Annotated in this window: 12 protein-coding genes; 6 read left to right on the forward strand and 6 right to left on the reverse strand. The window is 62.9% G+C overall.

The window, feature by feature from the left end; all coding sequences use genetic code 11:
- Positions 1 to 18: 18 nt before the first annotated feature.
- Together AC1DON_RS17425 and hemC are read right to left on the reverse strand one after the other, a co-directional pair.
- Complete coding sequence (locus AC1DON_RS17425) at positions 19 to 732, reverse strand: uroporphyrinogen-III synthase (RefSeq protein WP_476936086.1); 714 nt, start codon at positions 730 to 732, stop codon at positions 19 to 21.
- 258 nt (positions 733 to 990) lie between these two features.
- The gene (hemC, locus tag AC1DON_RS17430) at positions 991 to 1,929 is read right to left on the reverse strand and encodes a hydroxymethylbilane synthase (RefSeq protein ID WP_476936087.1); all 939 of its coding nucleotides are present in this window, start codon (positions 1,927 to 1,929) and stop codon (positions 991 to 993) included.
- 153 nt (positions 1,930 to 2,082) lie between these two features.
- On the opposite strand from hemC, the gene tsaD reads away from it, so the two are divergent.
- From tsaD to AC1DON_RS17445, 3 genes are read left to right on the forward strand one after another with little or no spacing between them, the layout of a single operon-like run.
- On the forward strand, positions 2,083 to 3,192 hold the full coding sequence (gene tsaD, locus AC1DON_RS17435) for a tRNA (adenosine(37)-N6)-threonylcarbamoyltransferase complex transferase subunit TsaD (protein WP_476936088.1): 1,110 nt from the start codon (positions 2,083 to 2,085) through the stop codon (positions 3,190 to 3,192).
- Positions 3,189 to 4,193, forward strand: a complete 1,005-nt coding sequence (locus AC1DON_RS17440; protein WP_476936089.1) for an NAD(P)H-dependent glycerol-3-phosphate dehydrogenase — start codon at positions 3,189 to 3,191, stop codon at positions 4,191 to 4,193. The genes tsaD and AC1DON_RS17440 overlap by 4 nt, the downstream gene beginning before the upstream one ends.
- The gene (locus AC1DON_RS17445; protein ID WP_476936090.1) at positions 4,193 to 5,830 is read left to right on the forward strand and encodes a GH35 family beta-galactosidase; all 1,638 of its coding nucleotides are present in this window, start codon (positions 4,193 to 4,195) and stop codon (positions 5,828 to 5,830) included. Before AC1DON_RS17440 ends, AC1DON_RS17445 begins: the two co-directional genes overlap by 1 nt.
- On the opposite strand, the gene AC1DON_RS17450 is transcribed toward AC1DON_RS17445, so the two are convergent.
- Both AC1DON_RS17450 and AC1DON_RS17455 read right to left on the reverse strand, forming a co-directional pair.
- Positions 5,831 to 8,062 (reverse strand): spermidine synthase, encoded by a 2,232-nt coding sequence (locus AC1DON_RS17450; protein ID WP_476936091.1) that lies wholly within the window; start codon positions 8,060 to 8,062, stop codon positions 5,831 to 5,833. It lies immediately after the preceding gene.
- Between the two features lie 90 nt (positions 8,063 to 8,152).
- The gene (locus tag AC1DON_RS17455; RefSeq protein ID WP_476936092.1) at positions 8,153 to 8,890 is read right to left on the reverse strand and encodes a creatininase family protein; all 738 of its coding nucleotides are present in this window, start codon (positions 8,888 to 8,890) and stop codon (positions 8,153 to 8,155) included.
- A gap of 192 nt (positions 8,891 to 9,082) precedes the next feature.
- Here AC1DON_RS17455 and acs point away from each other — a divergent pair, with 192 nt between their 5' ends.
- From acs to AC1DON_RS17470, 3 genes are all read left to right on the forward strand, one after another.
- The gene (gene acs / locus AC1DON_RS17460; RefSeq protein WP_476936093.1) at positions 9,083 to 11,071 is read left to right on the forward strand and encodes an acetate--CoA ligase; all 1,989 of its coding nucleotides are present in this window, start codon (positions 9,083 to 9,085) and stop codon (positions 11,069 to 11,071) included.
- A 108-nt stretch (positions 11,072 to 11,179) separates the two neighbouring features.
- Positions 11,180 to 11,854, forward strand: coding sequence for a hypothetical protein (locus AC1DON_RS17465; protein WP_476936094.1), 675 nt, complete (start codon positions 11,180 to 11,182; stop codon positions 11,852 to 11,854).
- A gap of 17 nt (positions 11,855 to 11,871) precedes the next feature.
- Positions 11,872 to 12,357, forward strand: coding sequence for an MOSC domain-containing protein (locus tag AC1DON_RS17470; RefSeq protein ID WP_476936095.1), 486 nt, complete (start codon positions 11,872 to 11,874; stop codon positions 12,355 to 12,357).
- Here the strand turns inward: AC1DON_RS17470 and AC1DON_RS17475 are convergent.
- Positions 12,344 to 12,631 carry a DUF1905 domain-containing protein gene (locus tag AC1DON_RS17475; RefSeq protein WP_476936096.1) on the reverse strand — a complete coding sequence of 96 codons (288 nt, stop codon included), beginning with the start codon at positions 12,629 to 12,631 and terminating at the stop codon, positions 12,344 to 12,346. The two genes, AC1DON_RS17470 and AC1DON_RS17475, sit on opposite strands and share 14 nt — an antisense overlap.
- On the reverse strand, positions 12,621 to 13,250 hold the full coding sequence (locus AC1DON_RS17480) for a DNA-3-methyladenine glycosylase family protein (protein WP_476936097.1): 630 nt from the start codon (positions 13,248 to 13,250) through the stop codon (positions 12,621 to 12,623). Before AC1DON_RS17480 ends, AC1DON_RS17475 begins: the two co-directional genes overlap by 11 nt.
- Positions 13,251 to 13,337: the final 87 nt, after the last annotated feature.

Here is a 13,337-nt window from a genome sequence, read left to right on the forward strand (position 1 = left end):
GGCATCCCATCGGGACGTTCAGCTGCCGTCCCTGTCGATCAGTTTTAACATGGAAGGCTCATCCGGTAACGGAGAAATCCGTACACTCACCCCCGTGAGCAGGCCCTTGTCCTGCGCCTCGATAGCGTCCGTAAACCCTTGCCATGCCTTTTCAGAGATACAGATAAACCATGAATTGGTGAAGGCAAACTTACGGCTAACGAGATATGAAGCCAGGGCCTGACCGCCACGCGCCGAATGGATCAGGATATGGGTGACGCGGTGGAGATCTGCGTCGGAGAGCGCGGGGGGAGTGGCTACGGTTTCATAGACGGCGATCTGGTGGATGGTAAAGCCTTCGGCCCACATCCAGGCAGCCAGTGGCGCCGACGGTTCGGAGGGCGCGGCGTAGAGGAAGCGCGTGGTGCGCGGGGCTTCGGATTTGAGTTTTTCGAACAGGGCAGGGGCGTCGCCGCCGGCGCTGACGACATCGCCGAAGCCGTGGGTGCGGGCCTCGTCGGCGGTGGCATCGCCAACGCACCAGACGGAGAGGTCGCGCCGATCTGACAGGCGGGCAAAGGCCGAAACCCCGTTGCGGCTGGTGAAGATGATGGCGTCATAGGGGACGTCCAGGTTTGCGTCGATCGGCTGGACGGCAAGGAGCGGGGCGAGCACGGTTTCGTGGCCGAGCGCCGTGATGGCTTCGGCAGTAGCTTCGCCATGGGTGCGGGTGATCCAGACGACATTTGTCATTGCGAACCTGCCCCCACCACCACATCTCGCCTACGGCTCGTGTGGTCCTGCGCTTGCGAAAGCTGTACTTTCGCGGCGCTTACCTCATTCGCATTGCATGCGCTGATAGATCCGAGGTGCTTTTGGGGAGGTATAGAATAGATTGGCGCTGCCTTATACCTCCCCACTTGTGGGGAGGCCGGATGAGCGAAGCCGGGATATAGTCCCGGCAAGCGCAAGACGACTGAGCGTAGCGAAGGCGATGCGGTGGTGGGGGCCTTACGCAACGATCAGGTCCGGGCCGGCTTCGGCCTTGATGGCGTGGCCCAGGCGCAGGCCCAGTTCGCGGGCGGTCTGCGGGGTGACGTTAGAAAGCGTCTCGCGGCGCTGCCAGCGCTTCTGGCCATCGGCGCTCAGGGCTTCGACGAACAAAGACAGCGTGCCGTCCGTGACCTTACCGACAGCGCCGACTGCCGTCCGGCAAGACGCTTCGAGCGCTTCCAGAGCGCCGCGTTCGGCATGGATCGCGAGGAAGGTCTCTTCGTGATGCAGGCGCTTCATCCAGTCCTGGCCGACATCTTCGCTGCGGCACTGGATCGCCAAAGCGCCTTGCCCCGGTGCGTGGGCGTATTGATCGGCATCGATAAAGCTGCGGATTTCGCGGCTCAGGCCCAGCCGGTTCAACCCGGCGGCGGCCAGCAGCAGGGCATCGCAGTCGCCAGCCTTCAGTTTCGCCAGGCGCGTATCGACATTGCCGCGCACCATGATGATGTCGAGGTCGGGCCGGCAGCTGAGTGCCTGGGCCTGACGGCGCATCGAGGCGGTGCCGAGCCTGGCGCCCTTGGGCAGGTCGTCCAGACTGGCATAGTTGGGGCTCAGGAAGGCGTCGCGCGGATCCTCGCGCACCGGGATGACGCAGATCGTCAGGCCCGGAACTTCGTGCGCCGGCACGTCCTTCAGCGAATGGACGGCGATATCGACATCGCCGCGAAGAAGCGCCTCTTCGATCTCTTTCGTGAACAGCGCCTTGCCACCGGCCTCGATCAGGCGGCGGTCCTGGATGCGGTCGCCCGTCGTGGTGATGACGGTCAGCGGCGCGATCGCGTCGGCGTTGGCCGGGTCATCACCCATGGCGGCGACGATCTGGCGCTGGACCCAGCCGCACTGCGTCAGGGCCAGTTTCGAGCCGCGCGTGCCGATTTTCAGTTTGATAGTCATGACGGTGTCCTACCATTTTCACGTCATCGTTCAATGCAAAAGGCTTGACGCGAGGCTTTGTCGCAGGTGTTAGGAAGGAAGAACCCCCACCACCCCGCCGTTTCACGGCGCGGTCCCCCTCCCCAGCAAGCTGGGGAGGTATAAGTGAAGTGCATGTCCCAAACCCTTACCGTTCTTGGCATTGAATCGAGCTGTGACGAAACGGCCGTAGCCGTGGTGCGGCGTGATGCAGACGGCCGCGTCGAAGTGCTGTCGAGCGTCATCCATTCCCAGGTCGTCCAGCACGCCGAATTCGGCGGTGTCGTACCCGAAATCGCCGCGCGTAGCCACGTCGAAACCATCGATGCCATGGCACGTCAGGCGCTCAGCGAAGCCGGTAATGCACAGATTGACGCCGTGGCGGCTACTGCCGGTCCCGGCCTGATCGGTGGTGTCATGGTCGGCTTAAGTTTCGCCAAGGGCTATGCCTTGGCCAATGACCTGCCACTGGTGCCGGTCAACCATCTCGAGGGCCACGCCCTGTCGGCGCGCCTGACTGAAAATGTCAGCTTTCCCTTCCTGTTGCTGCTGGTCTCCGGCGGCCATTGTCAGTTGCTGTCTGTCCGCGATGTCGGCGACTATGAACGCCTCGGCACCACCATCGACGATGCCGCCGGCGAAGCCTTCGACAAGATCGCCAAGGTGTTGGGGCTCGGCTATCCCGGCGGTCCGGCGCTGGAACGCGAAGCCAGAAAGGGCGATGCCAGCCGCTTCACCCTGCCGCGCGCGCTCTTAGGCCGCAAGGATTGCGCCTTCTCATTCTCGGGCCTGAAGACCGCCGCCGCCAAGATCGCCCATGAGGAAGTGAAGACCGAACAGGACCGCGCCGACTTGTGTGCCTCGGTCCAGGCGGCGATTACGCGTCAGCTGGTCGAACGCTCCGATCGCGCGCAAAAGCAGTTCAAGGACCAGATGGATGTCACAAATCCGGACTTCGTCGTCGCCGGTGGTGTCGCCGCCAATACCGCTGTCCGCGAAGCCCTCCAGGCCCTGTGTAAGCGCAACGGCTTTACCTTTGTCGCGCCGCCGCTCAAATATTGCACCGACAATGCAGCGATGATTGCCCTGGCCGGGCTTGAACATTTCGCGAAGCGGGCCACTATGCCGCACGATAAAGCGGCCGACATGGCTGCGCTCGCCCGGCCGCGCTGGCCGCTGGACGAAGCGCGGGCCGTGGAATCGCCGATATATAAGACGCAGGGACGTAAAGGGGCCAAGGCATGACGCAGCAATACCGGCGCATCGGGGTGATCGGCGCAGGCGCATGGGGCACGGCCCTGGCGCAGGTCGTCACCCTGGGCGGCAATGCCGTCACCCTCCACGCCCGTGAGCCGGAGGTCGTTGCCTCGATCCACGCCGTTCGCGAAAACAGCCTCTATCTCGGCGGTGTCAAGCTGTCGGAAGGTGTGATGGCGACCAATGATCTGGCGGATCTGGCCGATTGCGATCTGATCCTGGCCGTACCACCCGCCCAGCACATGCGGGCCACATTGACGGCTTTCAAACCCTATGCCCGTGCTGGCCTGCCGGTGGTGCTGTGTTCCAAGGGGGTCGAGCGCGGCAGCGATGCCCTGATGACCGAGGTGCTGGACGCTGTGCTGCCCGAGGCATGCCAGGCCGTGCTGGCCGGCCCCAACTTTGCCCGCGAAGTCGCGATGGGTCTGCCGAGCGCCGTCACCATCGCCTCGCAGAACGAAGCGGTCGCTGCGCGCATCGCCGCGACCATAGCCGGCCCCAGCTTTCGGCCCTACCTCTCGACCGACCTGATTGGTGCCGAGGCCGGCGGCGCCATCAAGAACGTCGTCGCCATCGCCTGCGGGATCAGCGAAGGCAAGGGGCTGGGCAAGAACGCCCACGCCGCCCTGATCACGCGCGGGTTCGCCGAAATGACGCGGCTGGCGATCTCGATGGGCGCGAAGCCCGAGACCATGACCGGCCTGTGCGGCATGGGCGACCTGGTGCTGACCTGCTCATCGCCGCAGTCGCGCAATATGAGCGTCGGCCTGGCGCTGGGTCAGGGCCAGACTTTGGCGGAATTCCTGAAAGACAAGGTCTCGGTCGCCGAAGGCGTCGAATCGGCGCCGGCCGTCGTCGACCTCGGCAAGCGCCAGGGTGTCGACCTGCCGCTGTGCAACGCGGTTGCTGCCGTGCTGAGTGGCAAGATCGGGGTCGATGACGCTATCGGCCTGTTGATGTCGCGGCCGATCAAGGTGGAGAAGGCCTGATGTTGCGCACGGTCCTGTTGGCTACGGTTTGCGGTCTGGTTTTGGGCGGAGCGGCTGTGGCGCAGGACATGCCGCGGCTGGAAAAGCAGGGCACGGCGGCGCAGCTGTTTGTCGATGACAAACCCTTCCTGATGCTGGGCGGCGAGCTTGGCAATTCGACGGCGTCCGACCCGGCGCATCTGGCGACCCATTGGCCGACCCTTACGAAAGCTGGCCTGAACACGGTGCTGGCGCCGGTCGAATGGGACCAGATCGAGCCGCAACAGGGCCGTTTCGACTTCTCGGTCATCGATGCCGTCATCGAACAGGCACGCGCCAATGACACCAAACTCGTCTTGCTATGGTTCGGCGCCTGGAAGAATTCGATGTCGACCTATGCGCCGGCGTGGATCAAGCACGATGCCAAGACCTATAGCCGCGCCCGCGACGAAAACGGTGTGGCGCAGGATATCCTCAGCGCCTTCGACGCCGACAATCTCGCCGCCGACAAGAAAGCGTTCGCGGCGCTTCTGGCGCATCTGAAGACGGTCGATACCGACCATACGGTGGTCATGATCCAGGTCGAGAACGAGATCGGCATGCTGCCGTCGGCGCGCGATCATTCATCCGAAGCCGACAAGGCGTTCAAGGCGCCGGTGTCGCCCGCTTTGATGACTGCCCTGCAGCAACGCAAATCCGACCTGACGCCGGAACTGAAAGCCCTGTGGGACGCCAATGGCAACAAGACCAAGGGCACGTGGGCCGAGGTCTTCGGCGATACGCCTGCCGGCCGCGAAGTCTTCCAGGCGTGGGGCTATGCCGTCTTTACCAACGAACTGACCCTGGCCGGCAAGGCCGCCTATCCGCTGCCCATGTATGTCAACGCCGCGTTGAATGCGCCGGGCAAGGCGCCGGGCCAGTATCCGTCGGCCGGGCCTTTGCCGCATCTGTTTGACATCTGGAAGATCGGCGCCCCCGCGGTCGATCTTCTGGCCATCGATAGCTACTGGCCGGACTTCACCGGCTGGGCGCGCAAGTTCCGCCGCGACGATAATCCGCTCTTCGTCCCTGAGGCCAACCACGCCGGCAAGCCCGAGGCCGCCGCCAACGCCTTCTTCGTCTTCGGCGAACTGGATGCGATGGGCTTCTCGCCGTTTTCGATCGAGGACCTGCCGGAGAATGATCCTTTAATCGGCGCCTATGCGGTGCTGGATCAGTTGACGCCGCTGATGATCGAACACCAGGGCAAGACCGGCGACAAACGCACCATGCGCGGCTTCAAGCCGCCGATCGCCTATGACGGCACGGTCGATCAGACGCCGCAGAGCTTCAATCTGGGGAGCTATCGCTTCACGGTGACCTTCGTCGATCCGTGGACGCCAAAGGACAAGCAGAGCCCGGCCAACCACGGCGGCCTGATCATCCAGACCGGCAAGGACGAGTTCATCGTCGCTGGCACCGGCGTGACCGTGACCTTCGCCGATGCGTCTGGCAAGGCGCGGGTCGGCATGGAGCAGGTCATTGAAGGCGGCTTCAAGGACGGCCTGTTCCTCGAAGGCCGCTGGCTCAATGGCGACCAGACGCACCAGGGCCGTCACCTGCGTCTCCCGCTGGGCCAAAGTAGCATCCAGCGCCTGAAGCTCTATCGCTACGACTGACTACTTGTGGCGCAGCATGGCGCCGATCAGGTTGGTGTAGTCGTCCGTCCACGCCCTGACCTGGCCGGGATCGCGCGTATTCCAGCGCGGATCGGCGCGGAACACCGACAGGGCGGCTGGATTGCGCGCGGCGATGACGACGATGGCCGGCGACTGGGCGAAGCTGTTTTTGAGGGACTTGGTGCTGGTCTGGGTCAGGGCGCTGCCACCCACTTGACGGACGGCGGCGATAACCGGGTCGCGCAATTCCAGGTGACGGTTGGACAGGTGCAGCAGCAGGACGCCTTCGGGCTTCAGCTTGGACAGGTACATGTCCATGGCTTCGACGGTCAGCAGATGCGCCGGCACGGAGTCGGACGAAAAGGCGTCGATCGTCAGCAGGTCGAGTTGACCTGCCGGCAGGGTGGACAGGGTCAGCCGGGCATCGCCGGCGTGGATGGCGACCGGCGCCTTGGCGCAGTCCGACAGGAAGGTGTAATATTTCGGATCGCTCGCCAGCCGTATGACTGCCGGATCGATCTCGTAATAGTCCATGTGGTCCTGGGGCCGGACGTAGGCCGCCATGGTGCCCACGCCCAGACCGACAACGGCCATGTTGACGGCGGGAGCGCGCGCCTGGACAGCCGTGATGGTCTGTCCGATGGCGGTTTCGGGGGTGTAATAGGTCAGCGGCTGGCAGCGGCGTCGCGGATCGAGCGCCTGCGCACCATGCAGCGTCGTGCCGTGGGTCATGCGGCGAATGGGGCCGACAACCGGATCTATGGTTTCGGCTATGCGCACGACGCCATAGAAGTTGCGCTCGGTGACAACGTGGATGCCGATCTGCGGCGCGGTAACCGTGGTCAGGGCGGCGACCGTCATTATACCAGCCATGACCGGGCCGCGCTCGCGCAAGGCAAACGCGCATACCAGCCCCATCGAGAACAGGAAGCGCGTCAGGGCGTTGATGGCAATTCTGTCGGAGGGCAGGACGAGCAGGATCAGCAACGCAACGGCGCCGACCAGGGCAAAGGCCGCCCATACCAGTTCGAGCTGGGTGAAGCGCCGGTCCTCGCGCTCAGGGCACCATGGCCGCGCCAGGCAAGCCAGGGCCAGGGCCAGTGGATATTCCACGACCAGCGGGAAGACGACAGGTGCAATAAAGGCGTTGAAGCCGCCGCCGACAACGCCCCCTATCGACAAGCAGAGGTAGTAAAGCGTCAGGTGCTCCGGCTGCGGCCTGGCGCGGGCCAGCTCCGAATGGCACAGCAGCGCCGTCAGGAAGAAGGTCAGCAGGTGCACGAGGAGTTGCAGCGGTATGGCCAGGCCGTGAAACGGCAGGGCGTAGATGCAGGCGCACGCCGCCAGCGCCTGGCCGATCAACAGCACCTTGCGGCCGATGAGGGGCTTGGAGCTGAAAGCCAGGACGAAGGTTAGCAGATACAGCGCCAGGGGCACGACCCACAGAAAAGGCGCTGAGGCGACGTCGGTGGACAGGTAGGTGGTGACGCCCATCATCAGACTGGACGGGATGGCCGCCAGTCCGATCCATACCGCCATGGTCTGCCACGAGGGGCGTGGTGTTGCGGTGGCGGTTTGGGCGGCCGCTCGCGCTGGCGCTTTACGCGTCAGGCCCAGCGTCACGATGAGCACGACCAGCAGGCCGTAGCCGAGGCTCCAGCCGACGCGCTGGTCTGTCAGTTGCGTCAGCGGCTCGACGACTGTGGGATAGGCAAGAAGCGACAGCAGGCTGCCGAGATTGCTGGCGGCGTAGAGCGTGTAAGGTTCGGGCGGCTTGCCCGTGGTGGGGTCCGGATTGGCGGTCAGGGCGAACCAGGCCTGGACCAGCGGCGCAGTCGCCGACAGGATGGCGAATGGGGCGCCGATCGACAGGGTAAGCACGCCCAGCATCCACAGTATGGGGTGTTCCGGACTGGGCAGGCCCAATGCATTGGTGATGCCAAGCGGCAGGGTGAGGGCTGCGAGACCCAGCAGGACACCGTGCAGGATAACCTGCATGCGGAAGGATTTCAGTTTTTGCAGCAGGTGAGCGTAGCCGTAGCCGAGCAGAAGCGCCGCCTGGAAGAAGGCCATCGAGGTGTTCCACACCGCGGGCGCGCCGCCCAGCAGCGGCAGAAGCAGCTTGCCGACCATGGGCTGTACGAAGAAGACCAGCAGCGCACTGGTGAAAACCGTCACGGCGAACAGGGGCGACTGGCGCAGGGCACGAGTGGTCGCGGCTTGGCTGGTCATTCACTGGCCCCTGTTTTTATGGCCGGACTGTAGCTGCCGGTTTGCCTGTAATGCAAGTCTGGCCTTGTGGTGGTAGCGCTCTTTAAAAACCTATTCCGCTTCCAGCTTGGCCACGTCGTCAAGCAGGCCCTTGACCGCCGCTTCGATGAGAGCCCGGCCGTCCTCGATGGTGGCCAGCGACGAATCCGACCCGATGCGGCCGTCGGGGAAACGCGCGCGGTAATCGAGCGCATCGCGTATGGGACCATCTGGCGCGATCTTCGGTTCCATTGGCGCGGACTTCACATGATCGGGATAGGCGGCGAAGGTGACGGCGATTTCCGACGGCGTGGCATGGCTGCCGTGGCCGGTCGGATAAAGCCTCGCGGCCAGGCGCATGATGCCCGGCAAGTCCCACCAGTTGCGCAGCTTCAGGATAAACGGGCAGGGGTTGCCCGAGTACGAATAGTGCGAATAGATCTGCGAGAAGGTCGCCTCGATCGTGGCGACATTGCCGCCGTGGCCGTTGAGGAAATAGATGCGGTCAAAGCCGTGCCGTGCCAGGGAATCGACCCAGTCCTCGATCGCCGACATGAAGGTCGTCGGGCGCAGCGAAATGGTGCCCGGAAAGCCCAGATGGTGTTGCGCCATGCCGATATTGAAGGTCGGCGCGATCAGCAGGTCGCCTTCCTTTTCGGCGGCGTGGGCGATGATTTCCGGGCACAGCCAGTCGGTGCCGAGCAATCCCATGGGGCCGTGCTGTTCATTGGAACCGATCGGCACAATGACGGTGCGCGAGCCTTCAAGGCGCTTTTCGATTTCGCACCAGGTCGACAGATGAAGCAGCATGGGAACTCCTAAAGCGATATGCCAAAAAGTGTGCAGCGGTTTTTGACTGGATATCGCGACAAAATAAAAACCTGAACGGACGGTTTCGGCTGAGACGGGTTTTAGGCGTAAGTACGGTTAAAGCCAACGATTTTTCGCATTGGTCCTCTCGACTCCGGAATCCTTATTTCCTAAGGTCGCGCCGACAAAAGAATGCCGTTTCCGGGCCTGCGCCGGAACACACAGGAGAGACTAAAGGTGAGCGACGACGCCATTTTCCCGGTTCCCGCCGATTTCATTCGCCCAGGCAGCCTGACAGCCGAAGGTTTGAAGGCGCAGACGGACCTGTTTGCCCGCGATCCTGAGGCGCATTGGACGAACCTCGGCAAGGCGCTCGACTGGATCAAGCCGTTCAGCAAGGTCAAGGATGTCAGCTATCAGCGCGAGGATTTCCGCATCCGCTGGTACTATGACGGCGTGCTCAACGTATCAGCCAACTGCATCGACCGCCATCTGAACCGCCGTGGCGACCAGGTCGCGCTGATCTTCGAAGGCGATGATCCCGGTGTGTCTTCAACGGTCACCTATCGCCAGTTGTCGGTCGAGGTCAACAAGCGCGCCAACCTGCTGAAGCAGTACGGCGTCAACAAGGGCGACCGCGTCACGCTTTATCTGCCGATGGTGCCGGAAGCGGCCTATTTCATGCTGGCCTGCGCCCGTATCGGCGCCGTGCACAGCGTCGTGTTCGGTGGTTTCTCGCCGGACAGTATTGCCAACCGTATCATAGACTGCCAGTCGGATATCGTCGTCACCGCCAATGAAGGCCTGCGCGGCGGTAAATCGATCCCGCTCAAGGCCAATGTCGATCTGGCTCTGTTGCAGTGTCCCAATGTCCGCAACGTGCTGGTCGTCGAACATACGGCTGCTGCATATATCAAGCACGGCGGCCGCGATGTCAGTGTGCCCGAGGCACTCAAAGACGTATCCGACGTCTGCCCGCCCGAGCCGATGAACGCCGAAGACCCGCTCTTCATCCTCTACACCTCGGGGTCTACCGGCAAGCCCAAGGGCGTGCTGCACACCACGGGCGGTTACCTGGCCTGGGCCAGCTATACCTTCAAGACCACCTTCGACTATCAGGACGGCGATATCTTCTGGTGCACGGCCGATGTCGGCTGGGTCACGGGCCATTCCTACGTCGTCTACGGCCCGCTGGCCAATGGCGCGACCTCGTTGATGTTTGAAGGCGTGCCAAACTACCCCGACGTCAGCCGCTTCTGGGCGGTTATCGACAAGCACAAGGTCAATACCTTCTACACCGCGCCAACCGCCATCCGTGCCCTGATGCGCGAAGGCGAAGAGCCGGTGAAGAAATACAGCCGCGCGTCCCTGCGCCTGCTCGGGACGGTCGGGGAACCGATAAATCCGGAAGCCTGGATGTGGTATCATCGCGTGGTTGGTGATGGTCGTTGCCCGATTGTCGACACCTGGTGGCAGACCGAAACCGGCGGTCACCTGATCACGCCGGTGCCGGGTGCTGTACCCGCCAAGCCGGGCTCCGCGACCCTGCCTTTGCCGGGCGTCGTGCCGGTGCTGGTCGATGCCGAAGGCAAGGTGCTGGAAGGCGCCACCGAAGGCAATCTGTGTATTGCGGATTCGTGGCCAGGCCAGATGCGCACGGTCTTCGGCGACCACCAGCGCTTCCTTGAGACCTACTTCTCGACCTATCCCGGCATGTACTTCACCGGTGACGGCTGCCGCCGTGACGCCGATGGTTATTACTGGATCACCGGCCGCGTCGATGACGTGCTGAACGTCTCAGGCCACCGCATCGGCACGGCCGAAGTCGAAAGCGCCCTGGTCGGCCACTCGGGTGTCACCGAGGCGGCAGTCGTCGGCTATCCGCACGACATCAAGGGTCAGGGCATCTGGTGTTATGTGACGCTGAAAGCCGGTCTTCAGGGCACGGACGATCTCAAGAAGGAACTGCGAGACCATGTCCGCCGTGAAATCGGCCCGATTGCCTCGCCGGACGTCATCCAGTGGGCGCCGGGCCTGCCCAAGACGCGTTCGGGCAAGATCATGCGCCGTATCCTGCGCAAGATCGCCGAAGGCCAGCCGGAAGCCCTGGGCGATATCTCGACGCTGGCAGACCCTTCAGTCGTGAAAGATCTGATCGAGGGCGCAAAAGGGTTAAACTGAAGCAAGGGCCCGCTCTTACCAGTGGCTTACGCGCCTCGGTAATTCCGGCATCCGATCCTTACTGGGCTCGGGAGTACGCTCCTCTTTCAATAGGAAGGAGCGACTCCCATGGCAGACCAGATTCACAATGACCGTGCCCGTTTTGATCAATCTCAGGACGGTCAGTCGCAATCACAGGGACAGACCCAAGACAGCACGACCCTGCATCCGGAACAGACCAACAGCCCTGGCAATGGCCTGGGTGGCGAGACAACCGGCTTCGACTCCATTGTCGGCATTCAAGGCCAGGCCAGCCCGGATACCGAGCTTCAGGGTTCGGCGGATACCTCCTACGCCAATGCGCGTACCGATATCGCTGAAGAAGAGACTATCGCCGCCGACGGCGTTAGCCCGGACACAGGTGTAATTTCGCCCGCGAACACTTCCGTTGATCGTGGAACCCGCGACATTCAGAGCGACGCTGCTAACGCCGTCATGGGGGGCTCAAGCGATGTCGTTCAAAAGCCGGAAGGTGGCGAGGCGCCGTTCAAGCTCGAAGACCAGCCTCAGGACCATGCCGAACGCCGCGACGATCCGCTGTCGCAGGAAGGCACCTACGAGGGCAAGCTCATCTTTCGGCCTAATGAGCTGAACCAATCGGGCGAGGACAAGGAATATTTCCCGCCGGAAGACCAGCACCGTTTCCGCGTGCCGCAGGACGCCCAGCACCACGTGCTGCGCCCCGACGTGACGTTGAAGCCCGGCGAGGGCAAGCCTGAAATCGAAGTGAAAGATAAGCAGTAAGCGTGTAAGATAGCTTGATGCTTAATTCTGCTTCGCCGCTCGCCGGCCTGATGAATGCCCGCGTGCGGCCAGGTAAGGTCGAATGGATCGGTGTGCGTCCGAAACGGCGCGCACCGATCTCCGTTGTAGAGGAGGCCATGCTCGATACGAGCCACGGTCTGATCGGAGACCGTTACTCTGGCCGTAGTGGTGAGCGCCATGTGACACTGATCGCGCGGGAGAACGTCGACGCCATCTCCGCCTTTCTCGGCCAGAACGTGGCGCCCGAGCAGCTTCGGCGCAATATCGTCGTCTCAGGTATCAATCTGCTGGCGTTGAAAAGCAGGAGGTTCCGGCTTGGGAACGCAGTCCTGGAAACGACTGGCGAATGTCATCCCTGCTCGCGAATGGAAGAGATCTTTGGCGAAGGCGGCTACAATGCCGTGCGCGGCCACGGGGGTATTACGGCCCGCGTGCTTGAAGGCGGCGCCGTTCGCATCGGCGATCCGCTTATACCAATGTGAGTTGCACAGTCGTAATGTCGCCGTCGGCCAAATGTTCCGCTTTGCGGACGGTGGCCTTGACCGGCAAGAAATAGCTGTTCGATGCCTTGTGCGGGAACAGCGAGGTCTGAAAGCGCGTGGCCCCGATCTGTGCCGTCACCTTGACCGAGCCCCAGCCGCGGGTTGCTGCCTCACAGCGAATGGCAAAGGCGACGCCTTCGGGCAGGGTAATGAACACCCAGGAGGCCTTTTCGGCGTGATATCGCCACAACTTTCCTTCGAAATTATAGCTCACGGCTGGCCTCGCCGCGTTTAACGGCGCCGTACCACGCCCACAACAGATGCGATGCAATGGAGCGGTAGGGCGACCATCTAAGAGCGCGTTCGGCGCAGTACAACTCGTTTGGCCGCGCCTCCAGCCCGTCCAGCCAACCAACGGCTTCGCGCAGGGCGATGTCACCGACCGGAAACAGGTCAAGCCGCGCTTCGGAGAACATCAGATAGACCTCGGCGGTCCAGCGCCCGATGCCCTTGAGCGCCATCAGGTGCTTGACTGCGGCCTCGGTTTCCATGGCGGCCAGGGCTTCGGCCGTCAAGTGGCCGGAGTGGAAGGCCTCGGCGAGTGAGCGGGCATAGCCGATCTTGGGCCGCGACAGGCCGTAGCTGCGCATCAGGTCATGGTCGTGGCTGAGCACGGCTTGTGGGCTCACATCCTGGAGGCCGGCGTGCAGTCGGGCGATGATGGTATTGGCTGCCTTGACCGACAACTGTTGCTCGACGATCAGGCCCAGCAGGGCGGGAAAGCCATTGTCGCGCTTGCGGAAGGTAATGTGGCCGAACTGTTCGCTGATGGGCCGGAACTTTGGATCGGCGGCGGCGAGGGCCGTTAAATGCGCTGGGTCGAGAGGTGTCATGGAGCGCTTATACCGGAAGACTTGCGCGAAAGCGGCAGCAGATTTGCCAGGCTTCTTTCCTTTCCCATGAACGGGGAAGGAAAAATA

The sequence above is a fragment of the Asticcacaulis sp. P4_H10 genome (assembly GCF_056400965.1).